This window comes from Ketobacter sp. (genome assembly GCF_003671495.1).
GTDB lineage: Bacteria > Pseudomonadota > Gammaproteobacteria > Pseudomonadales > Ketobacteraceae > Ketobacter.
Window position 1 is genome coordinate 54004 of sequence record NZ_RCHN01000023.1, and the last position, 24913, is coordinate 78916.

Genomic DNA, 24913 nt, shown 5'->3' on the forward strand with positions numbered 1-24913 from the left:
AATCAGGGATTCGATGGTTAGTGGCAGTTAGTGGCTGGCAACGGAGTCGGCCGTGATGGCGTTCAGCCGCTTGCCCCAGCGGGGCTGCCATGCCGGTGCCAGGCACAGCAGCCCCATGACCACCCAGCCGCCGCTGACGCTGAGCACCAGGCAGGCCATGGCCAGGGGCGAATCCGGCGTGAACAGGGCCAGGGTTGCCAGGAGTACAGTACTGCACAGAGTGATGTAACCCAGCTCGCGGCCAACCCGGTGTTGTACCCGCCAGGTTAAGGCCAGTAAGTCGGCGATCAGAACCGGAATGGCCACCAGACACATGAGCTGGGCCACGTCGATGGCAGCTTGCCAGCGATCACCGAACAGAAAAGTGATGTACCAGGGCGCCAGTAGAGCCTGCAACAGATACAACACCAGGATGACGGCAGTGACCATAACGCAGAGGCGCAAGGCCCGCGGCCACTGCCCGGCACGATACTGCTGGCTCAGATAAGGATAGGAACCGGCCAGGTACGCGGCGCTGAACGACTGGCTGATGCCGATGCTGGCGCTCTTGGCAAAGCTGTACAGGCCGAACAGTTCCGGGCTCAACAGGCGGGCGGCAAACAGGGAATCCGCTTGCCAGCGCAATGCCCGCACCAGCTCGCTGCCGAACACCTTGCTGGAAAAGCCCAACAGTTGACGCAGGGTGAGCACATCCAGCACGGGACGTACCCGGATCGGCATCGACCGCAAAAACAGCATAACCCAGAATACGGCGGCGGCCACTTTGCTGTAGGCGATCATGGCCAGGCTGGCATCCAGTAACACCAATGCCGCCACCAGAATGTTTTCGAATGCGATGCAGGAGCCGGAAGCAATGCCGAAGTAGCGCATGCGATTGGCCCGTTGCAGGCGGAATACTTTGATGGACACTAATGGGTAAATCACATGGGCGAGGGCCATGGTCACCAGCAGTGATTCAATGTCGGGGTTGGAATAAAACGCCGCCAGAAAAGGTGCGATGGTGATTTGTAACGCCGCCACCGACAGGGCGATGCTCCATTGCAGGGTGAGCGCATTGCCGGAGATCCGTTCCAGATCATCGTCACGGCATTGGATCACCATGGCGCCGGCACCCAGCTGGGTAAATACCCGTAGAATTTCGTGGCACATCAGGGCCAGCATAATGCTGCCGTATTGTGCGCTGCTGAAACTGGCGGCCAATACAAACAAAGTGAGAAAACGTGAGGCCCGAGACAGGATTTCCGCCACCATCATCCAGGAGAGGTTACCCAGCAGGGCATTGTAACGCAGGCGTGCGACAACATGTGCAATCATGAGGCTGCTCGTATATTCAGGTTGGGTGCAGAGTGCTGTTGAAACTGCGGGTAGTGCTGAAACACCCGCCGACTGAGCTGTTCCAGATTTTGGTGAAAGCCCGCTTGTGGCCAGGGCAGGTGAGCGCGTACCACACCCAGCAGGCGGACACCGTGAAACAGCATGTGCCCCAGGCCGGAGTGCAAGGGATTGGCCTGGTGGTGATGCTGTAACGGACCGGCGCTGAAATGGCGGATATAGTCGTCCAGCTCCGGTCGCTGATTGTTATTCCATTTCTGATCCAGATAGTGAACACAGGAAGCAGTACGACACAGCTGAATCAGGTGACCGTTCTCGCCCCAGCCCACATCACAGTCCGCGTCCACAGGCGTGGTGGCCAGGTGTAATGCGGAGCGCAGTAAATGCTCCGTGTTCGGGTGACGTCGCAGGATCAGCACGCCAGAGTTCAGGCGTCCGCTGAAGCCCCGTGCCCCATATAAATGGCATCCTGGCCGTTGCACGGTTTCCACCGCCGGAGTGTGGGGCGCTACCCGGGTGTCTGCATCCAGAAACACCACCCACTCATATCCGGAGACCAGAGCCTCCAGGGCCAGCCGGATTTTGAGCCAGCAGACTTCGCGACCCAGCGAACTGAGCCCCGGGCGCCGCACCTGCACGTAACCATAGCCGTGACGCTCAGCGTAGTCCGCATGGGTAGCGCTCAGGTTCCGGTACAGCCATTGATAGCCGTTCAGGGCAATGGAGAACACCAGGACTGGGGCGGCCTGGGTGCGGGCCGAGGTGTTCATGAGCGCTGACCAAACCAGTGGGTGCCCAGGTTGAACAGGCGCTCAAACCAGGCGTGCGGCAGCAGGCTGAGATAGGCCGCGCCATAGGTAAGCAAAGTTTTGGTGGGTTCGCGCCACAGAATGCGCGCATCCCCGACCAGGGCTTCGTGCACCAGTTTCAGGGCAGTGGTGCCCTGGCCGGACTTGATGGCGCGGCGGGCCAGATACAGTTTCTGGAACGCGCAGGCCAAGGTGAACCAACGGGCATAAAAATCCGGATTGAGGCCGCGGTTCTTGTTCACTGAGTAGAGCCAGGCCTGATATTGTTTGTCCAGATTGGCGGATAATCCGGACGCATTGACGCGGTAGTAGGTGAGGGCCTGGCCGATGCCTTCAAACTGGTAATCGGTGGTCAGTGCCAGCCGCAGCCAGAACTCCACGTCTTCCGATTGACGCATGGTTTCATCGAAATACTCGATGCGCTGTGGGCTAGTCTGCGCCGGGCGCGCCACCGCCAGCAGCATGGACTTACGCAGCACGGCGGCGGAGCCGTTGCCCACCGGATTGCGACAGAAAATATCGGCGGCATCGATGTGGGTGAGCTTGGGGAACTGGCCCAGGCCCAAGGGTTTGCTGTGGTCGTCCATAAACAGGCTGGCGGAATAACTGACCCCCAATCGTGGATTGCTGCTCAGGTGTTTGAAGTGCTGTGCCAGCTTGGTGGGGTGCCAGGCGTCATCGGAATCCAGCAGCGCAATATACAAACCACGGCTGGCGTTGATGCCGGTGTTGCGGGCTGCGGCCAGACCGCGGTTTTTTTGCCGTACGATGCGGATGCGCGGATCGTTGAAGCGTTGCACCCGTTCAATGGAGCCGTCCGGTGAACCATCGTCGACACAGATGATTTCAAAGTTGTGATAGGTCTGGTTCAGCACCGACTGAATGCATTCTTCAATGTAGCGTTCTACGTTATAAACCGGAATGACGACGGAGAAAATAGGCTTGGTGTGAATGTTCGGCATGATGCACCTCTGCTTAATTGAATTGATGGGTCAGACTGGTGCCGTCGATGGTCACCAACTGCTTGTTCTCAAACCCCATAGCGTCGAGCACCAGCAACAGTTGTTGGCCAAAACCCGGTATGTCTAGCTGGCGGCTGAACAGACCATCGGCATTGGTGATACCACGGGTCAGCAGTTCCGCCTGGTCCATGAGTTCGTCATTCCACTCAGTGATGGTGCCGGGAATCAGGTACACCGAAATCCGGCTGTAAGTAAGCGGGACGTTGTCACTGTCCACGGCGCTGATGTACAGCTGGATGCTCTGGCTGGAGCGAAAATCAAATACCGGTTCCACATACAGATCGTCGGAAGCACTGGCAGCGGACAACAGGCGTGAGCCGTCCGGTGTATAAGTGTCGGCAGCGGTGTTGTCCTGGTTGACGCTGCTGCTCCCGTTTCCGCCGCCGTCATCACCTCCGCCTCCGCCGCCACCACCACAGGCGACCAGCAGCGGCAGTGACAGGCACAATGACAGGGACAGAGTAAGAGCAGGTAAGGTTTTCATGGCGTTCTCCCGAATCAAATCATGGCAATCAGCGATTAGTAGTAGTGATGAATACGGTCACTGGTCTGGTGCCAGTCCCGGGCCTGTGCACCGGAGGATTCCACCCAGGTTTCATAATCTGGATAGGCCCATAACACATCAATGTATTCACGGGGATGGCGCCAGGGTTTTGCAACCTGGATGGCCCAGGGCAGGTTGTCGGCGCTGCGGAAATAGCGGCTCTGTGCCGGATCACTGGTGTCGTCGAATTTGCCGAACTGGGTCAGATCAAAGCGATCGGTGGGTGGGTAATCCGCAAAATGGATTTCGCGGCCGCGGAATTGTGTGCGAAACAGGAAATAATCGAAGTGGGCGTGCGTCAGGTTATCCTGCGGATTGGCAAAGCGCACATCCAGCGTGAACGGTACCGCGTCCTGTTGCGGGCAGGATTTGACGGTGTTGAAGTGGGAACAGGCGCCCTCGCCGCCGGTGTCGGTGAAACGGTGGGTATCCTGCCACAACAGAAACACCAGGTCCGTTTGCCCGGATTCCGCCTGCTTCTGATAGTGTTCGCCGGCTATGGTGAGCGTGGCGGACTGCAAGGCCGAGGCGGGCACGTTCAGCAGGCGCAGGGCAAAGCCGTTTTGAAACGCAGCGCCCCGGGCTTCGATGGCACCGCTTAGGATAAAGCCGGTGGTCTGGTTGTTGGCATCGTACACCAGACGCACCTGCTCGCTCACCACCAGGTCGTTGAGATCGTAGTCCCCTTTTTCCGGCCAGTTATCCTCGAACGCCAACGTATTGCTGGAATTGGCGGAAGGATAGTAACTGGAGGACACCCGGCGGAAGTCGTTGGGGAATTCGTCGGCGGCATCCGGAATACCGTCGGCGTCGCTGTCGTTCACCGCCGGCACCAGGCCCAGGGTGGTGGTGTCGAGGGCGCTGGCCGGGGTGGCTCTGACGGAAAACACTGCGTCGTTGAAGTCGTTGTCGCCCCAGGTGCGTGGCAGGTCTTCAAAGCCGATGATCACCTCCTGCACTTCCTCATCGTACAGCAGCACGTTGTGCTGCTTGAGCGCGGGGTCCTGTTCCGGATTCAGGTCTTTCAGCGAATAGTAATACGGTACGGCGCTGTCCTTGACGCCGGTGTAGTAGGAAAAGCCATTGGCGGCAATGAAGAAACCGATGCTGGTGCCGGCCGGAAAGGTGCCCAGACTCAGGCGATGGCCGTTGGCCAAATGAGGATAGGACAGATTGGGGAAGACGATGGTTTCCCGAACCTGAGCGGCGGAGGTGGGGGGATTGTTTTTGTCAAACGTGAAATAACCAAAAGCATTTTTGTAGCCGGCGCCTTCGTGGATGAAGGTGACAAACACTTCGCCCTCTTCTTTCAGGGTGATGTTGGAACCGGCATCGTCGGTCATGAAGGCTTCGTTGACCCGGGCTTCCGGCAGGGCGTTGTTGATGCGGGCGAAAAATTCCCGCGGATAGTCGGCATAGTGATAGGCCAGGGCATCCGGTTTACCGGTGTTCTGGTTATAGCCGGTGGGCCAGGGGGCGTCGGTCAGGAACTCCCAGATATAACGGTTATCCTGCTGCTGCCAGGCGTAACCGGGGCTGCCCGCAGTCAGCAGCAGGGTGGTGGTTAACAGGCAAAGTTTGTTCATGACATCGCTCCAGGCTCACTGAATAAAGGTTCTGCTCTGTATTGCGGGAACCATGCCAGCGGGCGAATGCCTGGTAACGGATTGAATTTATGAGGGTTTACGCTTTGAGTGATGGGCTGGTGCCGGCCCCGGTTTCCATTCTACGCTGCACAATGAAAATGATTTCTCATGCTGCAACAGAAGACGGCGGGACCTGTTCAACGGGGGGGCTGATCTTCCCAGTTTTGCATCTTTCGATAGAGCGTGGAGGGGCTGACTTCCAGCAGGCTGGCGGCGCGCACCACGTTGCCATCGCAGTAGGCCAGTGCATGGCGGATGGCCTGCTCCTCCACTTTATGCAGGGGTAGAATGTCGCGGTCTTCCCCGACAGGGGGCTGGGCTGTGGCGGTTGGGTCGGCCTTGCGGCGTTCAACGGGCGCATTGGGTTGGGCCGGTTCTGAGCCACCATCGGGAGCGGATTCCGGAAGGATGTCCGACAGACGCATGGACAGCGCATTGGCCAGGTCCTGGCCGGTGATCAGGGGGCCGCTGGACATGATCACCGCGCTGTGGATGCAATTTTCCAGCTGACGCACGTTGCCGGGCCAGCCGTAGTGGGTAATCAACTTTTCCGCATCCGAGGACAGGCTTACGATTTCTTTGTTTTCCGACTGGTTAAAGCGATCGAGGAAGGTTCTGGCCAGGGTCAGCGCATCCTGCTCCCGATCCCGCAACGGTGGCAGGTTGATGGCCACCACGTTCAGGCGGTAATACAAATCCGCCCGCAGCTTTTTGTCATTCACCGCTTCCATAGGGTCGCGGTTGGTGGCGCAGATGAAGCGAATGTCCACCCGCTCCTGCTTGCTGCTGCCCACCTTCTGAAACGTGCCGGTCTGAATAAAGCGCAACAGTTTGGATTGCAGGTTGATGTCCATCTCCGACAGTTCATCCAGGAACAGGGTGCCACCGTTGGCCAGGGTGGCGGCACCATCCCGGTTGCTGACTGCGCCGGAAAACGCGCCCTTGATGTGGCCGAAAATTTCCGATTCCATCAGTTCGCCGGGAATGGCGGCACAGTTGAGGGCAATAAAGGCCTGCTCCTTACGCGTACTGTATTCGTGAATGGCCCGTGCTGCCAGTTCCTTGCCGGTGCCGCTTTCTCCCACGATGAATACAGAGGCTTTACTGGGGGCGGCTTTCTCGATGGCGTTGTACACGAATTGCATGCCCACGGAGCTGCCGATGAAATCGCAAAACTGTTCCTTGTGGCGGATCTGGTACTGGGCAATGGTGTGACGCAACAGGGCCCGTTCGGCGATCACCTGCTGGGTGAAAACAGCGTGGTCCAGGGTCTGTTTCAGTTCAGAATCGTTCCAGGGTTTGTGTACAAAACCCCAGATGCGGCCCTCGTTGATGGCGGCCATGATGCGGTCTTCGTCGGAATAACCACTGAGCACAATGCGAATGGTTTCCGGGTATTTCTCCGCCACGGCCGAAAGCAGCTGTTCACCGGTCATCTCCGGCATCACCATGTCGGACACCACGATGTCCACCGGGGTTTCCTCCAGTATTTTCAGGGCGTCGGCGCCGCTGCCGGCAAACAGGCACTGGTACTGGCTGCGGCGCAACATGCGGCGCAGGGCGGCCAGGATATTGGGCTCGTCATCCACAAATAACAGAGTTGCTGCCTTGTCCATGGTGGCCTCAATGGGTAGTGGTTTTCCCTAAGCCTAGATCATAATCCTCGATCATAGGAGTGGTTGATTAGGGTGCGGTGGGTAAACGAATGCAGATGTCCGTGCCCTGCCCCGGTTGGCTGCTGCATTCAATCCGGCCGTCGTGTTGGCGCACAATGGCCTGGCTGATGGTCAAGCCCAGACCATGGGCCGGCTGCCGGGTGGTGTAGAAAGGCTCGAAAATTTTGGGCTGCTGGTCCAGGGGAATGCCGTCACCGTCGTCACTGACGGTAATGCGGATTTCCTGTCCCACCTGTTCACTGCGAATGCTGATCTCACCGGAGCGCGGATGGCTCTGGGCTGCGTTCTTCAACAGGTTGCCGATGGCCAGGCTCATCAAAGTGGGATTGCCCTCGCAATCCTTCAAGACCGACAGCTGCTTGTTGATTCTGACCTGCAGCTCCGGCTCGTGGGAGATCAGCTCCACGGTGGAGTGGATACAACTGTTAATGTCGAACTGCCGGCCGTCGCGTTGGTCCGTCTGGCTGAAATAACGCAAGCCCTGAACAATGCGCTGGATGCGCTGGGAGCCCTGTACCGACTCCTGAATCAGGTCGGAGGCGTCCTGCAGCAGAAAATCCAGGTCGTGATTGTGCTTGAACTGGTTGACGAAGCGGGGATCGCTGTCCTCGATTTTACTGAGCAGAACCTGCATGGCGTCGGTTAACTGAAACACATACTTGTGCAGTGACTCCAGGTTGCTTTGCACAAAGGCATTGGGGTTGTTGATCTCGTGGGCCAGGCCGGCGGACAGTTGGCCGATGGATGCCTGTTTTTCCTTGGCGATCAACAATTCCTGCTGTTCTTTCAGTTGCAGCAACGCGGCTTCCAGGGCCTGATTCTTCTGGTACAGCTCCCGCGACTTGTCTTCCAGCTGGGCTTCGGCAACCCGGCGCGCCTGACGCTGAATCTCCAGCTCCCGTTTGTAGCTGTCCAGGCTGCTCATGCCTGGTTAATCCTGAACTCACACCGGTCGGCGCCTTGCAGACGGCAACAGACCTGCTCTATTTCAATGGCAATGCCGAAGTGATCCGCCGCGCCCTGCAACAGGCCTTCCGCCAGGTGGCACAGGTTGCGTTCCGATGAGTAAAACAGCTGGATACCGCCTGCGGGGTGGGGGTGGACCTCGATCTTGGGTGGGCGGGCCTGGTCGTCCAGTTTCATGACTTCCATGTGGATCACGCCGTCGATGCTGGCGATGAAGTCGAAAAAATCCGGTTTGGAATCGGCAAACACCGGATAACCCCGGTGCAGAAAGCCAAACAGGTAACGGCCGAAATGACGCAGGGCGTCTTCGCGGCTCAACTCCAGGCGTGTGCAGAGTGCGGCCACCAGGTCGAGGATGGCCTGATCGTCGTAATTGAGGGTGGCGGTATAAACGCCGTCGGAACCGGCAGCATCCAGCAACTGGTGCCAAAGATCCAGATCGAACTCCTCCATGATCATTTCCTGCAGCGCTATGAACACCGCGCCTTTCATATCGAATCTCCTCATCCGTCTCTATTAACTTTAGAACAGCTTGCCGGTTGTTCCTCTTCAAGATGAATGCCATTGCGTAATTAACCTGTGTTTGACGTAAAAACAGAGACTTAGCGCAACGCAAACGAACTGCCGCTGCGGGGGCTCTGGTAAATTCGCATCACGGCTTCGCGTATTGGTTCCCAGAATGCGAAAAACCTGGCTTGGCTCGCATGGGCTGAATCGGTGCGGCGCATCGCGGTTTTTTAAAATCAGGTGGTTAGCGCCGCTGGCGCAGGCGGCAGACTTTTTGCTACGGCTATGGGGTCTATCCGTGATGACCCATTGAGGAACCCCTGATGAGCAGTAAACGAGTATTGTTAGTGGATGATGAACCGGCCATTCTGCGGTCGTTGCAGCGGCTGTTGCGACGGCGGGGCTATGAAACCCTGGGGGCGGAATCCGGCGCCGCGGCATTAGCGTTGTTGGCAGAAAACACGGTGGACGTGATTGTGTCGGACATGCGTATGCCGCAAATGAACGGCGCGGAATTTCTCTGCCAGGCCCGTGCCTTGTATCCGGATACCACCCGCATCCTGCTGACCGGCTATGCGGATATGGAGTGCACCATCAAGGCCATCAATGATGGCGGCATTTACGGTTATCTGTCCAAGCCCTGGGATGGCGATCAACTGCTGGAATTGATTGGCAGCGCGCTGGCTTCCAGCAGCAACACCGACCACAACGCCAAGGTGGTGCTGGGAATGCACCGGGAGAACCAGAAACTGAAGCAATGCGTGGAACGCCAGTCCCGCGAGATGGCCATGTCTGACCAGTATGTGAAAGATGCCTACCAGTCACTGCAGGATCATTATTATCTGACGGAAGAATGCCTGCAGAACCTGCTGGATATGAAACTGCGCGGGCATCGGGATGTGTGCCTGCAGGTGGACAGCATTGCCCGCCAGATCGCTGGCCAACTGTGTTTGAAGGCTGCGGATATGGCGCTGATCCGGCGCGGCGCGGCACTGTACGGAATCGGCAAAGTGGCGCTGCCAGACCTGTTGCTGGGGGTACCGCAGCAGCAATTCACCCAGCAGGAACAAGCCGCCTATCTCAGTTATCCGGTGCACACCACCAGCATTCTTATGACGTTTCCTGCCTATCAGGAGCTGGGCGATATTCTGCTACAACATAAGGCCTATCTGGATGGCTCCGGTTACCCAGCCAGTGGCGACGCCAGGCAGCAGCACCCCATTGCCAACATCCTCATGCTGGCCGTGGACTATGTGGAGTACTCCGTGGGTTGGGTGACCGGGCAGCCGGAGCATCATGAAGCCACCATTGCCGCGCTGCAGCAGCAGGCACAGCGCTATGATGAACGCCTGTTGGCGGCCATCAGCACCGTTACCATGGAAGTGGCCACCCTGGAGAGTGACGCCAGCATCATGGTACCGGTCAGTTCCCTGGTGGAAGGGATGGTACTGCAGCGCGATCTGTATTCTCCCCAGGGTGTATTGTTGATCAGAAAAAGCACCGCCCTCACCCGCAATATGATTCACCAGTTGCGGCGCTTGCAGGCCAATACCGACCATCGGTTGATTTTCGATGTGCGCTTTCCGCAGCAGGCAGAGGCCCTCTCGGCCAGTGGTTAGGCGGGAATCTCTGCTAAGGTTAAGAAGCAATGGACGTCGCAACAGAAGGAATGGCGTGATGGAGGTCAGAACCGCCTGCAGCAGTGCCCCGGGCCTGGCGGAGGCCTTGGAGGAAGTAAGCCTCCAGCTGCAGGGCTTTGCCCCCACCGTGCTGGTGGTGGCTTTCAATACGGTATTTTCCGGAGAACAGCTGGTGTCCGGATTGGAAGCCCGCTTTGGCTGCATCATTGCCGGCTGCAGCTCCTGCAAGGGAGCGCTGTGCGTGGTGCCTGATGCATCTTCTGCATATGCCAGCCACACCAATGCCACATTAAGTCTGTTTGCCATTTCAGATCCACAGGGGCATTACGGCGTGGGTCAGCATCAACTGGACCCGGAGGATGTGCAGGCCAGTGCCAAAAGCGCGTTGGATATGGCGTTGTACGCATCCGGACGTGGCTATGAGAGCCCGGCGGTGATCTGGTGCATGTTGCCACCGGGGCAGGAGGAGAACATCATCGCCGGATTCCAGTCGGTGGTGGGGGAAACCGTGCCGATTCTGGGTGGCAGCAGTGCCGATAATGACGTCAGTGGCAAGTGGCAGCAGGTGTCCACGCTGACCGCAGGCCACGATCACATTGTGGTGCTGGTGCTATACCCATCGCGCCCCCTGGGTTACGCATTCAGCTCCGGTTACAAGCCCGGCCCGCAGGTGATGACGGTCACCGGCTGCGACGGTCGGCAGCTGAATACCCTGGATCATACTCCGGCAGCGGCGGTCTACAACCGGCTCACCGGTCACACCATCGACGGGTTTCTGCAGGGCGGCAATGTGCTTGCCGCCAGCACCCTGCATCCACTGGGGCGCAAGGTGGGGGCCGGTGATCACTACCATGAATACCTGCTGAGCCATCCCCATACGGTGACTGCAGAGGGGGCTATGACGCTGTTTTCCGAGGTGAGCCTGGGGGATGAACTGGTGTTGATGGAAGGCAGCCGCGACAGCCTGATTCATCGTGCTGACCGCGTGCTCTGTAATGCCCTGGATCTGCTGGAAGAAGGCGCCCGGCCCAAGGGTGTGCTGATGATCTACTGTGCCGGTTGCATGCTTGCCATTGAAACGGATCTGACGCTGATGATCAACGAACTGCGGCGTTCCCATCCGCACTTGCCCATCATGGCCATGTACACCTTCGGGGAGCAGGGCTGCTTTCTGGATGGAAAAAGCCGGCATGGTAATCTGATGATTTCTGCATTGGTGTTCTCCGCATGATCAGCCGGGAAGAACAGTTGCTGGAGGATTTATCCCGTGCCCATCGCTTGAAAGCGCGGGCCGACGAGGCCCGCCGGGAAAGTGAATTGCTGGTGTCGGGCACCCGCTCCCTGCTGCAGGCAACCTCACCGGAAGATATGTATCAACGGATGTTTGCGGTGCTGGGCAATCTGATTTCATACGATGTGTCTTTTGTGCTGGATCAGAGTGAGCCTGGCACCATGATCTGCACTTCCAGTACCAGCGAGGGCCTTAAGCAAACCCTGTGGGAGGTGGACCCGGTGCTTAAACGTACGGTGCTGGGACAACCCTGTGCGGTCTACGATATTGCTCGCCAGCCGGCCTGGGCGCCGCATCTGGAACGCGTTCAGCCGGCGCTGGTATCTGCCCTGTATTGTCCTTTTAGTGGGCCGGATATGAACGCCATTCTGGTGTTCTGCCATCGACAGAAAGGCTTTTACGTGCAAAGCCATGCGCAGATTGCAGAGCGCTATAAAGCCTATATGGAGCAGCTGATCCTCAGTGTGCACGCCAAGCTGCAAGCATTGGAATCCCAATCGTTGAAGCAGCAGAAAGAGCAGGTGGAACAGGGGCTCATGCAATCGGAAAAGATGGCCTCCCTGGGCCTGCTGGCTGCCGGTGTGGCCCACGAGATCAACAATCCGGTGAGCTTCGTCACCAGTAACATCAATTTCATTGCCAGCAGTTTGCAGGATCTGTCGCAACTGAATCGGTATTTTCATGACCTGCTGCAAGCCAATGGTCCTGCTTTGTCTGAGCTCAGGGAAGAGATGCTCACCTGGGCGGAGCAGGCCCGCGTGGACGAGACCATCGCGGATCTGGAAGACATAGTCGACGACTGTGCCGGCGGCTTGAAGCGGGTACAGGATATCGTCAGCAGTTTGCGGAGTTTTGTGCGCGCCGAGGAAGAATCCAGCTCGGTGGATATTAACCAGTGCATTGAATCCACCTTGAAGCTGGTGGCCAATGAACTGAAGTATCATTGTGCCGTCAAGGTGAACCTGGGGGCGGTGGCGTTGGTGAGTGGCAACGCCGGCAAGCTGAACCAGGTGATCACCAATATACTGATCAACGCCGGGCACGCGATTGCCGGCCAGGGTCGGATCGAGATTGAATCCGGTGTGGCACAGCATGCGAGCCTGGGCAAATGCACCTGGTTCTCCATTCGGGATGACGGTTCCGGTATATCCCAGGAAAAGCTCAACCGGATTTTCGAGCCCTTTTTCACCACCAAAGAAGTGGGTAAAGGCACTGGCCTTGGTCTGGCAATCAGTTATTCCATTATCGAAAAAATGGGTGGCGTGATTGCAGTGGAAAGCAAACTGAATCAGGGCACCTGTTTTACGGTTTGGCTGCCCATAGCGGTTTCAAATTAAAAAAATTTTCATTCTGAAATTCAGGATGGAAAACATCCCCCTCCCCGGCTTTTGAATCATTCCAAACTTTCTGCAAAATCAGGCGTTTAAAAATTGGCATAGCCCCTGCTCTATCTCTCTGCAGTAATTGGGAGAGAATCAATGAGCACATTGCAACAGCAAAACAAATGGATTGGATGGCATGCGGAACAGGTTTTGATGTTTCCGCTGGTGACGCTGCTGAGCGTCGTCTGGGTGATGAATGTTCTGTTGGCGAAAATGCAGGGCAGCGCCGTTCTGAAAAGCAGTCGCCACATGACCTTGTCCGGGCACGAACTGGTGCTGCGCCAGTTTACTCACGGTATCTTGCGGCATTCGTTTTGGGTGTGGGAAATTCTGAACGGCAGGGTGTCGTTGGTGGGCATGCCGCTGAACACCGGGCGGCGCTTGGGAGTTGCTGCGGCAGCGCAGCCGGGGCTTGTCAGCCTGTGGCAATTGCGTCAACTGAGCGGTTTGAGCGAGGCCGGGCTGTATGACACTGTCATTCGCCAACTGCGTTATTCCCGCGTTGAGCAGTTGCAACTGTTGATCAAGTTCGGTGTGGCGAAATGTCTGTATCAGCAGGCCAACCTGCACCGACCTGCCTGCTTTCAATTGTTTGGCATGCGCATCAACAATCTGAGCATGGATGAAGCCGTGGCCAGGATCACCGCCGAGCCGATGTACGACAGCGCCCGGGTCGGTTATTTCGTGAATGTGAATTCCTTCAACATCGCCCACAGCCGGCCTGGGTTTCGCGCGCTGGTGAACACCGCCGACTGGGTTTTTGCCGACGGCTCCGGTGTGCGCCTGGCGGCAAAACACCAGGGTATTGCCCTGCGGGATAACGTGAATGGCACCGATATGCTGCCCAAGTTGTGTGAGCAGGCTCGGAACCAGGGGCTGTCCCTTTATTTGCTGGGGGCAGATAAAGGCGTGGCAGAAGCCGCGGCAGCGGCATTGCGCACTCAGTTTCCCGGGCTTCGCATTGCCGGTACGGAACATGGTTATATCGACCACCATGACTCGCAAGCGGTGATTGAGCGCATCAATGCTGCCGGCACGGACATTTTACTGGTGGGCATGGGGTCACCGATCCAGGAACAGTGGCTGCGGGACCACGCCCAGCGCCTGCATTGCCGATCCGCGTTGGCGGTAGGCGGCCTGTTTGATTTCTGCTCCGGACGGATTCCGCGGGCGCCCCTGTGGATGCGGGAGCTGGGACTGGAATGGGTCTGGCGCCTGCTGCAGGAACCCAAAGCCAAGTTTCACCGTTACGTAATCGGTAACCCACAATTTCTGTTTCGCATGATCAAACACAGTTAAGGAGAGCATCATGACTGCACACAATACCTTTCTTTACCAACACACCCCGTTGCCCATTGACGAGCAGGTGCGGGCCGGTTTCCCGGTGCTGCTGCAAAAACTGGCGGCCGCGGCTGCCCTCTTGCTGCTGAGTCCGCTGTTGTTGCTGCTGGCCTTGCTCATCCGCCTGGAAAGCCAGGGCTCACCGTTGTATGCGCAGATCCGGGTGGGTGAAAACGGGCGTCGATTCAAATTCTACAAGTTTCGCTCCATGTACGTTCCCCAGGACTCCCGCTGGGTGGACGTCACTCAGCTGGCCAGTGATCGCGACGGCGTCTGCAAGAAATTCAAACACGACCCGAGGATTACGGCCATTGGCCGCTTCATTCGCAAGTTTTCCATTGACGAACTGCCGCAATTGCTCAACGTGCTCAAGGGCGACATGGTGTTGATCGGCCCGCGTCCGGCGCTGTGTACCGAAACCGATCGCTACAACGGCCAGCAAATGAACCGGTTGGATGTTAAACCGGGTTTGACCGGTCTGTGGCAGGTGTCCGGACGAGCGGACACTACATTCGAGCAACAGGTGGAGTTGGATATGTATTACATCCAGCACCAAAGCTGGTGGTTCGACATCAAGATCGTGCTGCAGACCATCCCTGCGGTGCTCAGTTCCAAAGGCGCCTACTGATCCCAATACCTGTAGGTTGCCTTCAAGTGGACTGCAACGCGCGAAAAAACCGGGCGGAGCCTTCATCCGCCGGGAAGAAGGTCTCCACCCGCAGCTCGTCGGCGGTAATGTCCAGGGCGGTGCCAAAGGTGGAGATCATGCTGAAGATGCGCAGGGAGGTGCCGTTGAACCGCAACGCCAGGGGCAGAATGGGTTCTGGTGGCTGCAGGCTGGAGTCCGGGGAGGCATTCAGCGCAGGATTCATCGACAACAATCCCTGCCAGCGTTCCGGCACCGAGGGCAGGTTGATCAGATCACTGAACAGTTGCGCCAGCTCCGTTTGATCAGGATAGGCGGACACCTCCCGCTGCAGTCGCGACAACAACATACCGGCCACCTCGGGCCAGTTGACAATCAGGGGCTGCAGCCCCTGCGGGGAGAACGTCAAGCGCATGACGTTGGGCACCGCCTCGGGATGGATGCGCTGCCACAGTTGATCCATGGGCCCCAACAAGCCCATAAAACGCTCCGCCGCTGTATTTTGCAGCAGCAGGTTCCAGTGGCGATCCACCACCACCGCAGGATAAGGCTCATGATGCTGCAGGGTTAAGTCCAGGGCCTGTTTCACCGCAGACATGGCGGCACTGTCCAGCGGGCGGGAGGCAAAGTGGGCGCTGAACCCGGCGCTGTTCAATAGCAGGTTCTGTTCCCGCAACGGAATCTCCAGTACCGAAGCCAGTTGCAGCACCATCTCCCGGCTGGGCTTGGCGCGGCCGGATTCCAGAAAGCTCAAGTGCCGTTGCGAAACGCCGGCATCCAGGGAAACATCCAGCTGTGATCGCTTGCGGCGTTGGCGCCAGGTGCGCAACAGCGCACCAAAGCCCGATTGATTTTGTGGCGTTTGAGTGTAAGGCGTTTGAGTCACAGTATTCATGCTTCCATTGTTCAGGTCGACGCGCGGGTTGGCGATTACCTGTAAGGTAATTGTTTGTGCCCAATTGGCAAGTCAGACTGGCTGCACCTGACAACGAAAAGGAGTGGGAACGATGAAACGAGCCACGTGGAAGAAATGGGTTTTATGGATGCTGTTGATCGACTTCAGTGTATTCAGCGGCTGGGTCATGTGGCAGGTGGGCTATTGGGGTATCTGGCAGGCGGGCCTGGCCTCACCCGGCGCAATGCAGATCCTGCTGGACCTGGTCATCGCCGGCAGCTTGATCTGTTGTTGGATCGTACTGGATGCCCGGCAGCGGGGTGTGAACCCCTGGCCCTGGGTATTGGTGACATTCGCAGTGGGCACCATTGCGCCCCTGGTCTATCTGTTGTGGCGTGAATACTCACCACAATCGCAACAACCGGTGAACCCGGCGCCCCTGGCTTCCAGCCTCTGAGCGCTCGACCACAACCTGAGCTGGGTCACCGGTCGCTGATGACGTTCAGCAATGCTGCTTAGCAGTGACGTTCAGCAATGAAAAGGCACATGATGAAAACCGGAGGAATCCGGGTCGATGGCCACCTTCTCGTAATCAAAGCTGTCACCCCATTGGGCCGTGGAGGGGCCCACGAAAACGGAGCGGCCGGCGGTGGATTGGTATCCCGCCAGTTTCTGGCGAATGGATTCCACACTGGCGGTGCGTTGTTTCTGGGGATTGCGGTTGTCGGTTTTGCCAAAAAGCCATTTCATGGTGGTGCTCCGGTGCGGTTGTGGTCTGTTGTTTTGGTGTGGACACAGTGTCCCAAAGTGCAGGAAATTGCCCAATTGAATAGTCAGCCAAAAAAATGAGACTTAGTTCACGTCAGTTTTGTGAGCCAGCCCAAACAGCCTTCGTAACGCATTGAAAATTGGGAATATGCTGTTTCTGTGATGAGAGTAGAGAAGCGAAGCAAGCAGAGCGGTGAGTGATGACAGGGTGATCCGGGCCTGGCCCGGGATCACCCGCTTGGACGGTGGGAAATTACTTGCCCTGCAGCTTTTCAGCCTCCAGCACGGACACTTTCACCCCAATCACCAGTACCCCGATAGTGGAGTCGTTGTACTCCATGGGGACGGAAATCTGCACGGCGTTGGCCTGGGTGCTCTCGTCGTATTCCACCGGGCCGATAAAAATCTGCCCCTTGCCGTCCTGGAAGCTGGCGGTGAACTTTTCCTCGTCCCCCTGCCAAAAGTCGCTGGTGGCGGGATAAGCGGCCACATTGGCCCCCTGTTCGTCGGTGAGAAACGCCTCGCTGTACACATCGGCCTGTTGGATGATGATGTTTTTCAGGAAGTTACCCGCTTTGTTCTCCTGCAGTTCCTTGATCAGGGGGGAGGTGCCGGCGCGCCATTCGGCGTCGATCTGCTTGATTTCATCCAGGCTGCGCCCCATCCGGTTCTGGTCCCGGATGGCTTCCAGCAACATGCCGTTTTTGGTGAGGAATTTCAGGCCCTCGATGCGGGGCGCCAGAATTTCCGCCAGTTCCTCCTGGCTCATTTCGGCATAGGTGACGGGCGACAGAATCAGTAAAACGATGAGCAGCAATCGGGTCATGGTGTGTCCTTCCTTGGTGGTTAATTGGGTGGTTGAATTCCTGAGGGTCTGTCTTTAAGCGTAGTCCATGCCGGGCCGCTCGACACTATTACCGGTGCCGGCTTATTGGCGGTGCAGGCTGCGGTATTTGGCCGGGGTCAGTTGTGACCAGCGCTGGAAGGCGTGGATAAAGGCCGCCGCCTCGGTGTACCCCAACTGCTGGGCAATGGCGTCAATGGAGAGAGTGGAGTGCAACAGCAGCTGGCGCGCCTTGTCAAAACGGACCTCGTCCAACAGGGTGCGAAACGACAGGCCGGCGGCGCTGAGCTTGCGGCGAAAACTGCGTTCTGCCATGCCGAAGGTGGCGGCCACCTCCTGAATCGAGGGGTAATGCTCCACAAACAGCTGCAGGTAGTCCCGCACTTCTTCGGCGATGGAAAGGGTGCTGCTGTCCAGGGTCATCAGCAGGCTGTCACACTGTTTCTGGTAAAGGCTGAACGCCATCCGGTTGCCAGCGGGAAACGGGGTTGCCAGGTACTCGGTGAGAATGCCGATGTCCACCGCGTCGCTGCCGAATTCAACCGGGCAGCCAAAGCGTTCCTCATAAGGCCGGATGTCGTCCGGCTTGGCATAAGGCAGGCGCACGTAACTGGGGTTGAAATTCACCCCGATGCTTTTCTGCAAATCGTTGATCAGCTGGAAGGTGCCGGACACATCCCGGTCGATCAGAAAACGGTGGCAGATGCGGGGCAGGGGTGCGGGCTTCAGGCGCAGTCTGGATTCCTGCTCCCCCGCTTCGAATTGCAGCTCGCCGAACAGGTAAGTGAGGGCCTGATAGTGTACGCCGGTATTGAAGGCTTCCCAGGCGTTGTTGCAGGTCATCAGTAACATGATCAGTGGGCCATAACCCGCCAGGCTCATACTCTGGCCGATCTTCAAACCCACCAGTGGGTCCGGCACACTGGGCAATACATCGCAATACACCCGCAGCTCCAGGGCGCGCTCGATGAAGCCGTCCGGGGACAGGTTGTGCACGTTGAGCCCGTAGCGTTGTTCCAGCCCGGACAGGTCGCCGCCCTGGGCTTCCAGGGCCTGCAGCGTGTAAATGAAACCGAGAATGGCGCGTTTGCTCATGGCGGGTTTTGGCTGGGTTGTTGGAGCCTTCGGGGAGGGTGGCCGTAATCATCAATTCTGCGCACTTAACCTCAATCCGTCAATGCACGGATTGATTGTTTTGTGATCAACCGTTCCATTGATTTATGTCAAATAATGGCCCGTTTTCCATGGCATTGGCCGAAACTATCAATTCAAGAGGGGTTTACATCCTGTTCACCCTCCTCTGGCCAGGTCTATAGTGCTGGCATGGCTATCCCAGAAACGCCATTCCATAACAAGACCACAGAGGTGAAGCATGACCAGTCGGGCCCCCATTGAACCCAATACCCAGCAGGTGGATGTCGTTATAGCCGGTGCCGGCTTTGGCGGACTCTGCATGGCAATCCAGCTGCAAGCCGCCGGCAATGAAAACTTCGTAATCCTGGAGAAAGGCCCGGATGTGGGGGGCACCTGGCGTGACAACAGTTACCCCGGCTGTGCCTGCGATGTGCAGTCCCATATGTATTCCTATTCCTTTGCCCCCAAGCATGACTGGTCGAAGCGCTATGCACCCTGGAACGAGATCCAGCAGTACATTCTGGACACCACGGAGCAATTCGGGATTCGCCCCTTCTGCCGCTTCGGGGTGGAGGTGAACTCCGCGGTGTTCGATGAGAAATCCGGCACCTGGTCCGTGGGCACCGCCAACGGGGACACGTATATCTGCAATCATTTCGTGTTGGCCTCGGGCCCATTGCACGTGCCGCAGATTCCCAACATCAAGGGGCTGGATAGTTTCAAAGGCAAGCTGTTCCACTCGGCCCAGTGGGATCACGACTACGACCTGAGCGGCAAGAATGTGGTGTCCATCGGCACCGGCGGCAGTGCCATTCAATACTGCCCGGAAATCGCACCGCAGGTGAAGCAACTGACGGTGCTGCAGCGCTCCCCGGCCTGGGTCATTCCGCGGGATGAGCGCCAGTATCTGGAGCTGGAAAAATCCCTGTTCAAGCATGTGCCCCTGGCCCGCCTGCTGCACCGTTACCGACTCTACTGGACCAATGAATCCAGGGTCTGGCCGATCTTCAATCCCCTGCTGGCCAAGACCTTGAGCAATCTGGCCAAGGCTTTCATCAAGTTGCAGGTGAAGGATCCCGCCGTGGCCAAAAAGCTGACGCCGGATTACGTGCTGGGCTGTAAGCGTGTGCTGATCTCCAACAAGTATTTCCCCATGTTCAATCGCGATAATGTGGAGCTGGTGACCGAAGGCATCCGTGAGATCAAAGCGCACAGCGTGGTGACCGCCGACGGGAAAGAACGGCCGGCGGACTGCATCATTCTGGGCACCGGATTCATCACCGATCCGCGCATTTACATGAAGAATTTCCCGGTGGTGGGGCTGGGGGGGCGCAGCCTGGGCGAAGACTGGAAAGAAAACGTAGAGTGCTATTACGGCACCGCGGCCTCCGGTTATCCCAACCTGTGGCAGTTGGTGGGGCCGAACTCCGGCCTGGGCCACAACTCCATTATTTTCATGATCGAAGCCCAGGTGCATTACATTCTGGAAAGCATGAAGCTGCTGCAGAAAAAAGGCGCGGATTACATGGATGTGAAACCCGGCGTACAGACCCGCTTTAACGATGCACTGCAGGACAAAATCAAAAACACCGTGTGGGGGACAGGATGTCAGAGCTGGTATCAGGATGCCGGTGGCCGTAACTTTGCGATCTGGCCCAAGTCCACCTGGAAATTCTGGTTGGAAACCTATCGGGTGAAGGCCAGGGATTACCGATTCTATGCACGCCAAACCGTGCCGCAAACCAGCAAGGCCAGTACTGCAGCCTGAGTCTGAATGCAATCGGCGCACCGCTATCTCCGGGTCGTGTGTGCGCCGCTTCGTGGCCACATATCACCATTGATAATTTGATCAATGACAAGCAGTTACAATTATTCACCCTGCACTACACAATATCCCTATAGTATCCTATGGCAAAACACCGTCTGCGGATTCGAAACTAAAGCTCAAACAAGAAAGCAAAAAATAATAAATCGGGGATGATCATGTTGTTGAGTAAAGGGACTGCAACCAGACTGCGGCTGGCTGCTTTGATTGTGTTGGGAACCAGTGTTTTGGGGGCCATGAGCGGATGCAAGTCCACCAGCTCAAGCAATGTAGAAATGAAGCTGAACGTGGCCGGTGCAGACACCGCCCTCGACAGTGCCACCACCAACTCCCCCACTGCAGGGAATTTTTACACCAACGGGTTTCCCACGGATCTGCGTCGCAACGCCGATGGCAGCATCAACATCAATGATTTTCCCCGGCGCTTTCATTTCCTGACCAACACCTACGTCAACGGCATCAAAAAGTACATCAACATCGGTGGTTTCCACACCGTCTCGCCCATCTACATTCCGTTCACCGGCGCGCTGGATGTGGCGGCCCTGCCGCAATGGGATCTGGATTATACCCAGGCGGATTCGCCCATTCAGGTGGTGGATGTGGATCCGGATTCTGCCGAGTATGGCCGTCGTTTTCCTCTGACGGTGACCATGACGGAAAAAGCCGATTCCTATCGTCCGGTGAACCTGTTGCAGATCATTCCCACCCTCGGCATTAACCTGCGCCCCAATACCACCTACGCCGCCATTGTCACCGATCAGGTGCCGTTGCCGGAGGGCAATGCCCTGCAGCAGAATCCGCAGTTGGCGGGCTTGCTGGACCCGGCTCAGGCCGATACGCCGCTCTCGTCACAGGCGCTTGCCGTGTATGCCCCGTTGCGGGATTACCTGCTGCAACAGGGTATGGCGGCCTCCAGCGTCATCGGTGCGACAGTATGGACCACCGGGGATCCCACCGTGAAAATTCGGCAGGGAGCGGAATACGCAGCCTCCATGCCGCTGGCCCCCACCACACCCCTGCAACCGTTGGAAGACTATCCCGAATACTGTGTGCTGGAAGGCTATGTGGACGTACCCGGATTCCAGCGGGGTGTCCTGCCCTATGTGTTGACCGGTGGTCAGGTGGAATGGGATGACGAGGGCCACCCCATTCAGCAGTACACCCGCAGCGCCAAGTTTGTGGTGACCATTCCCAAACACCAGCCCATGCCGGCGGCCGGGTTCCCGGTGTTGTTCTATCATCATGGCGCCGGTGGTAATGCCGATCAGGTGTTCACCCGGGGTAAATACCTGCGCACTGCCATCGATATCGTCGTGCCGTATAAAGTGCTGGAGCGCGGCGCCGGGCCATCGCAGGTGGCGGCCCAGCGTGGTTGGGCCAGCACCGGCTTTGCCGGCCACACCTCCCTGGATCACCTGGGTCTGGTGTTGGGGTATGGCATGTTCGGCTACAACGTCTTCAACCCGGTGGCGCTGTACAACAATTACTACCAGATTGCGTGGGAGCGCACCTACTTCCGCCGCGTCATGAATCAACTGGAAATCGATCCCGCCCTGTGCCCGGAGGCGGACACCGGGGGGGGCACCACGTTACGGGTCGATCCGGACATGCAGATGCTGATGGGGCAGAGTATGGGCAACTGGACCTCCAGCCTGCAACTGGCGGCGGACCCCGACCCGTTCGAAGGCATTCTGTTCACCGGCATGGCCGGCACCTGGATCAAACTGTTCACCAACAGCAGCACGTTCCGTACGGCCATGTCCGCCGGTGTGGTCAATCTGCTGCCGGGGCAAAAACTGGATGATGCCCATCCCTTCCTGATGCTGATGGAATGGTTGATGGGGGGCGCGGATGTGGTGCCCCATATGGACACTATTCTGCGTTATCCGTTGAAAGAAGCGCCCCATGTGCTGGCCATCTCCGGCATTGATGATGGCGGCAGCGGCGAACCTGTGCAGCGTACCCACATGCTGGCGGTGGGTGAGGATCTGGCGGGCCCGGACCTGGGTGACACCTACGACACCACCCTCTTCCCCCATCTGGAAATCGGTGGTGCGCAGCAGTTGCCCTATCCGGTGGTGAACAATGTGGAGGTGCCGGGCCAGGGCCCCCGCACCGCAGTGATTGTGCGCTATGAAAACGATGTGCGGCCGGACCACAACGGCCACCACGTCACCTTCGACCTGGAAGCCACCAAGCATCAGTACGGTTGTTTCATGGAGCACCTGGCCCAGGGCCGGGCGCCAGTGGTGGGTGAGGGTTGGCTGCAGGGCGGCCCCTGCCTTTAAGCTGGCTGTTGTCTTTAAGGCATCAGTCCCATCCCATGGGTTGAGTCGCATTTGCCATGCGGCTCAACCGAATTCCCGGGTTTCAGCTGCCCCAGGCCTGCCACTGTTCTGTCCAGAAGCCCAGCAGGTTAAGTTCCGCGTCGTCAAACATTGCCTGCCCGTCGATACCAAACAGGATGGGGTTCGTGACCAGGGCTGCAAAGATCAGCAGGGGCAAGAGCGTCAGCCATTTGAAGCGGTGCTTGATGGCGAAATACGTGGCGATCAAACAGAGTGGCGACAGAATCGCGCCCCAGACCCGAACTTCGTTCCCCCATTTCATGCTCCAGAATGCGTTGCCGTACAGGGCGTAGTAAAGGGATTCAATCATCATGGGAGCCAGGGGCAAAAAGGATAGAAAGAATATCAGGGGCATAGATTTTGTTCCGCTCTAAAGAACCGCGTTCAAGCATGCTCATGCCGGTGATGGATGTCCGGGAAATGAGGGTGCTTATGGGTGATCTTAGGGTGGTGATGCTCATGGCTGTGAGGCTCCGTGCCATCCCACTCAAATTCATGGACATGCCTGTGATGCTCGTCGTGTACATGAGAATGAGCGTGCGTCATTGGCTCATGGGTGTGGGTGTGAGCATGTTGCTCCGTCAAATGCAGCCACAAGCCAATGGCCATGGCGGCGAAACCCAGTAGAAAGAGCAGCCCAGGGGTCTCCCCAAGAATCATTAGGGAAAGTGTAGCACCTACAAAAGGGGCGGATGAAAAATAAGCCCCGGTGCGTGCAGTGCCCAGGTGGCGTAAAGCCAGTACAAACAACACCAGGCTTAATCCGTAACCCAAAAAGCCCACGATCATGGCGGGGGCCAGGGTCTCTGCAGAAGGCAGCTGGGCGCCTACCATCAGTGCCAGGGAAATATTGACCACGCCCGCCACCAGCCCTTTAATGCCGGCGATCTGATAGGGGTCACTGGCGGATACCTTGCGGGTCAGGTTGTTGTCCAATGCCCAACACAGGCAGGCGCCGACGATGGCGCAGATACCCAAAGCACCACCAGATTCCGGGGCCTGCTCCCAGGACAGCAAAAGACTGCCCGCCACGATGCACACCATCCCCCAGAAGATACGACGATCAAAATTCTCCCGAAACACAAACCAGGCCAGCACAGCGGTCAGTACACCTTCCAGATTCAGGAGCAGTGATGCACTGGAGCCAGGGGTACTGGTCAATCCGTACATGAGCAGGGCGGGGCCGATTATGCCGCCCGCAACAATGGCACCACTGAACCATGGCAGGTCTTGGACGGTCAGGGGCTCCGGGTTCGCCGCCGCTGCGGATTGCGCCGATTTGCGCCAAACCATGACTATCGCCAGTCCTACGCCACTGCCCAGGTAGAGCAGTCCGGCCAGCATGAGTGGATGGGTGCTCCCAACCAGCACTTTGGCCAGGGGGGTGCTGACGCCAAACAGTGCGGCTGCCAACAGTGCGTATGCAATACCGGTTTTGATAAGCGAATCCTTGGTAACAGTGGCTTAGAAAATGGCTTCCATAATGGCTTAGAGGTACTTGATGGCTTAGAGGTACTTGGTGATTTCCTTGAACTGTTCTATCGCCTCTTCTGCCTGCGTTAAGACCGCGTCTTCCAGGCAATGATCGATATGATCATGAACCAGGGTTTTCTTCGCGCTGGAGATGGCTTTTTCCACCGCCTGCAGCTGTTGTGCGATCTCCAGGCAGGAGCGTTCGGACTCCAGCATGGAGATGATCTTCAACAAGTGCCCGTTGGCGCGTTTCAGGCGGGCAATGATTTGGGGGTGCGTTCGATGAGCAGACATGGCTGAATTCTATCCTCCCGGGGGGGATGCTTCAATGTTTTGTTTCGGTGGTGTATCATGGGTTCCATTCACATGACCAAAGGCAATGCCGCATAGCCTGGTTTGCCCAGATAGACCTGACTACAGAGGAACGTTGTTTCTTGAATCGGTTCGTGGATCGGAATGTCCGCACCAGTAAGCGCTTGATCGTAGGTTTGTTGATTCTCGGCCTGCTGGCGGTGTCCTGTGGCCGCGGATACTGGGTTATCGAGCAGTGCCTGCATGCCAGTCAGACGACGATGCATATGGATGCCGCTCACCAGGGCTATGTGGACCATCACCATCATTCAGGTCTCGAATTACTGGATGAGGCGGATAGCGCTACCCACCAGCTGATTCATGTCATGGACAGCATCGAATACAGCGTACCGGTATTGCTCGCAGAAGAAGATTTTCGTAGTCCCTTGAACGGCAGAGTGAGCGACCTCACACAGCACCCTCCTGATTTTATCCCTTTCAGACTGTATCGTCCTCCCAGAGCGTAAAGCGCG

Annotated in this window: 24 protein-coding genes; 8 read left to right on the forward strand and 16 right to left on the reverse strand. The window is 57.5% G+C overall.

The window, feature by feature from the left end:
- Window positions 1-27: 27 nt before the first annotated feature.
- From D9N14_RS12190 to D9N14_RS12225, 8 genes are all read right to left on the reverse strand, one after another.
- The gene (locus D9N14_RS12190; protein WP_290580012.1) at window positions 28-1314 is read right to left on the reverse strand and encodes an oligosaccharide flippase family protein; all 1287 of its coding nucleotides are present in this window, start codon (window positions 1312-1314) and stop codon (window positions 28-30) included.
- The gene (locus D9N14_RS12195) at window positions 1311-2102 is read right to left on the reverse strand and encodes a hypothetical protein (RefSeq protein WP_290580014.1); all 792 of its coding nucleotides are present in this window, start codon (window positions 2100-2102) and stop codon (window positions 1311-1313) included. Before D9N14_RS12195 ends, D9N14_RS12190 begins: the two co-directional genes overlap by 4 nt.
- A complete protein-coding gene (locus D9N14_RS12200; RefSeq protein WP_290580016.1) occupies window positions 2099-3103 on the reverse strand; it encodes a glycosyltransferase family 2 protein in 1005 nt (334 codons plus the stop codon). Before D9N14_RS12200 ends, D9N14_RS12195 begins: the two co-directional genes overlap by 4 nt.
- Window positions 3104-3116: 13 nt before the next feature.
- Window positions 3117-3647: a hypothetical protein gene (locus tag D9N14_RS12205; RefSeq protein ID WP_290580018.1), complete on the reverse strand. Its 531-nt coding sequence runs from the start codon at window positions 3645-3647 to the stop codon at window positions 3117-3119.
- 35 nt (window positions 3648-3682) lie between these two features.
- Window positions 3683-5293 carry an LruC domain-containing protein gene (locus D9N14_RS12210; protein ID WP_290580020.1) on the reverse strand — a complete coding sequence of 537 codons (1611 nt, stop codon included), beginning with the start codon at window positions 5291-5293 and terminating at the stop codon, window positions 3683-3685.
- 197 nt (window positions 5294-5490) lie between these two features.
- Complete coding sequence (locus D9N14_RS12215) at window positions 5491-6969, reverse strand: sigma-54-dependent transcriptional regulator (RefSeq protein ID WP_290580022.1); 1479 nt, start codon at window positions 6967-6969, stop codon at window positions 5491-5493.
- A gap of 67 nt (window positions 6970-7036) precedes the next feature.
- Window positions 7037-7954, reverse strand: a complete 918-nt coding sequence (locus D9N14_RS12220; RefSeq protein ID WP_290580024.1) for a sensor histidine kinase — start codon at window positions 7952-7954, stop codon at window positions 7037-7039.
- Complete coding sequence (locus tag D9N14_RS12225) at window positions 7951-8487, reverse strand: heme NO-binding domain-containing protein (protein WP_290580026.1); 537 nt, start codon at window positions 8485-8487, stop codon at window positions 7951-7953. Before D9N14_RS12225 ends, D9N14_RS12220 begins: the two co-directional genes overlap by 4 nt.
- 338 nt (window positions 8488-8825) lie before the next feature.
- Here D9N14_RS12225 and D9N14_RS12230 point away from each other — a divergent pair, with 338 nt between their 5' ends.
- The 5 genes from D9N14_RS12230 to D9N14_RS12250 all read left to right on the forward strand — a co-directional run bounded on the left by D9N14_RS12230 (window position 8826) and on the right by D9N14_RS12250 (window position 14784).
- Window positions 8826-10121 (forward strand): response regulator, encoded by a 1296-nt coding sequence (locus D9N14_RS12230; RefSeq protein WP_290580027.1) that lies wholly within the window; start codon window positions 8826-8828, stop codon window positions 10119-10121.
- A 58-nt stretch (window positions 10122-10179) separates the two neighbouring features.
- Window positions 10180-11373 (forward strand): FIST signal transduction protein, encoded by a 1194-nt coding sequence (locus D9N14_RS12235; RefSeq protein WP_290580028.1) that lies wholly within the window; start codon window positions 10180-10182, stop codon window positions 11371-11373.
- The gene (locus tag D9N14_RS12240) at window positions 11370-12770 is read left to right on the forward strand and encodes a sensor histidine kinase (RefSeq protein WP_290580030.1); all 1401 of its coding nucleotides are present in this window, start codon (window positions 11370-11372) and stop codon (window positions 12768-12770) included. The genes D9N14_RS12235 and D9N14_RS12240 overlap by 4 nt, the downstream gene beginning before the upstream one ends.
- 141 nt (window positions 12771-12911) lie before the next feature.
- On the forward strand, window positions 12912-14114 hold the full coding sequence (locus D9N14_RS12245) for a WecB/TagA/CpsF family glycosyltransferase (protein ID WP_290580032.1): 1203 nt from the start codon (window positions 12912-12914) through the stop codon (window positions 14112-14114).
- Between the two features lie 10 nt (window positions 14115-14124).
- Window positions 14125-14784 carry a sugar transferase gene (locus D9N14_RS12250; RefSeq protein ID WP_290580034.1) on the forward strand — a complete coding sequence of 220 codons (660 nt, stop codon included), beginning with the start codon at window positions 14125-14127 and terminating at the stop codon, window positions 14782-14784.
- 22 nt (window positions 14785-14806) lie between these two features.
- Here D9N14_RS12250 and D9N14_RS12255 read toward each other — a convergent pair whose 3' ends face one another.
- Complete coding sequence (locus D9N14_RS12255) at window positions 14807-15697, reverse strand: helix-turn-helix domain-containing protein (protein WP_290580036.1); 891 nt, start codon at window positions 15695-15697, stop codon at window positions 14807-14809.
- 112 nt (window positions 15698-15809) lie between these two features.
- On the opposite strand from D9N14_RS12255, the gene D9N14_RS12260 reads away from it, so the two are divergent.
- Window positions 15810-16154, forward strand: coding sequence for a DUF2834 domain-containing protein (locus D9N14_RS12260; protein WP_290580038.1), 345 nt, complete (start codon window positions 15810-15812; stop codon window positions 16152-16154).
- A gap of 71 nt (window positions 16155-16225) precedes the next feature.
- Here D9N14_RS12260 and D9N14_RS12265 read toward each other — a convergent pair whose 3' ends face one another.
- The 3 genes from D9N14_RS12265 to D9N14_RS12275 all read right to left on the reverse strand — a co-directional run bounded on the left by D9N14_RS12265 (window position 16226) and on the right by D9N14_RS12275 (window position 18404).
- The gene (locus D9N14_RS12265; RefSeq protein ID WP_290580040.1) at window positions 16226-16447 is read right to left on the reverse strand and encodes a hypothetical protein; all 222 of its coding nucleotides are present in this window, start codon (window positions 16445-16447) and stop codon (window positions 16226-16228) included.
- A 271-nt stretch (window positions 16448-16718) separates the two neighbouring features.
- Window positions 16719-17291: a PDC sensor domain-containing protein gene (locus tag D9N14_RS12270; RefSeq protein WP_290580042.1), complete on the reverse strand. Its 573-nt coding sequence runs from the start codon at window positions 17289-17291 to the stop codon at window positions 16719-16721.
- Window positions 17292-17393: 102 nt separating this feature from the next.
- Window positions 17394-18404: an AraC family transcriptional regulator gene (locus tag D9N14_RS12275; protein ID WP_290580044.1), complete on the reverse strand. Its 1011-nt coding sequence runs from the start codon at window positions 18402-18404 to the stop codon at window positions 17394-17396.
- A 277-nt stretch (window positions 18405-18681) separates the two neighbouring features.
- Here D9N14_RS12275 and D9N14_RS12280 point away from each other — a divergent pair, with 277 nt between their 5' ends.
- A complete protein-coding gene (locus D9N14_RS12280) occupies window positions 18682-20211 on the forward strand; it encodes a flavin-containing monooxygenase (protein WP_290580046.1) in 1530 nt (509 codons plus the stop codon).
- 332 nt (window positions 20212-20543) lie between these two features.
- Window positions 20544-22556: a hypothetical protein gene (locus D9N14_RS12285; RefSeq protein WP_290580048.1), complete on the forward strand. Its 2013-nt coding sequence runs from the start codon at window positions 20544-20546 to the stop codon at window positions 22554-22556.
- An 82-nt stretch (window positions 22557-22638) separates the two neighbouring features.
- On the opposite strand, the gene D9N14_RS12290 is transcribed toward D9N14_RS12285, so the two are convergent.
- The 4 genes from D9N14_RS12290 to D9N14_RS12305 form a co-directional block, all read right to left on the reverse strand.
- Window positions 22639-22971, reverse strand: coding sequence for a hypothetical protein (locus D9N14_RS12290; protein ID WP_290580050.1), 333 nt, complete (start codon window positions 22969-22971; stop codon window positions 22639-22641).
- A gap of 29 nt (window positions 22972-23000) precedes the next feature.
- Window positions 23001-24056, reverse strand: coding sequence for a DMT family transporter (locus D9N14_RS12295; protein WP_317622621.1), 1056 nt, complete (start codon window positions 24054-24056; stop codon window positions 23001-23003).
- A gap of 66 nt (window positions 24057-24122) precedes the next feature.
- Entirely contained in the window at window positions 24123-24383 is a 261-nt protein-coding gene (locus D9N14_RS12300; protein ID WP_290580052.1) for a metal-sensing transcriptional repressor, read from the reverse strand.
- Window positions 24384-24451: 68 nt separating this feature from the next.
- Window positions 24452-24709, reverse strand: coding sequence for a hypothetical protein (locus D9N14_RS12305; protein ID WP_290580054.1), 258 nt, complete (start codon window positions 24707-24709; stop codon window positions 24452-24454).
- Window positions 24710-24913 lie beyond the last annotated feature (204 nt).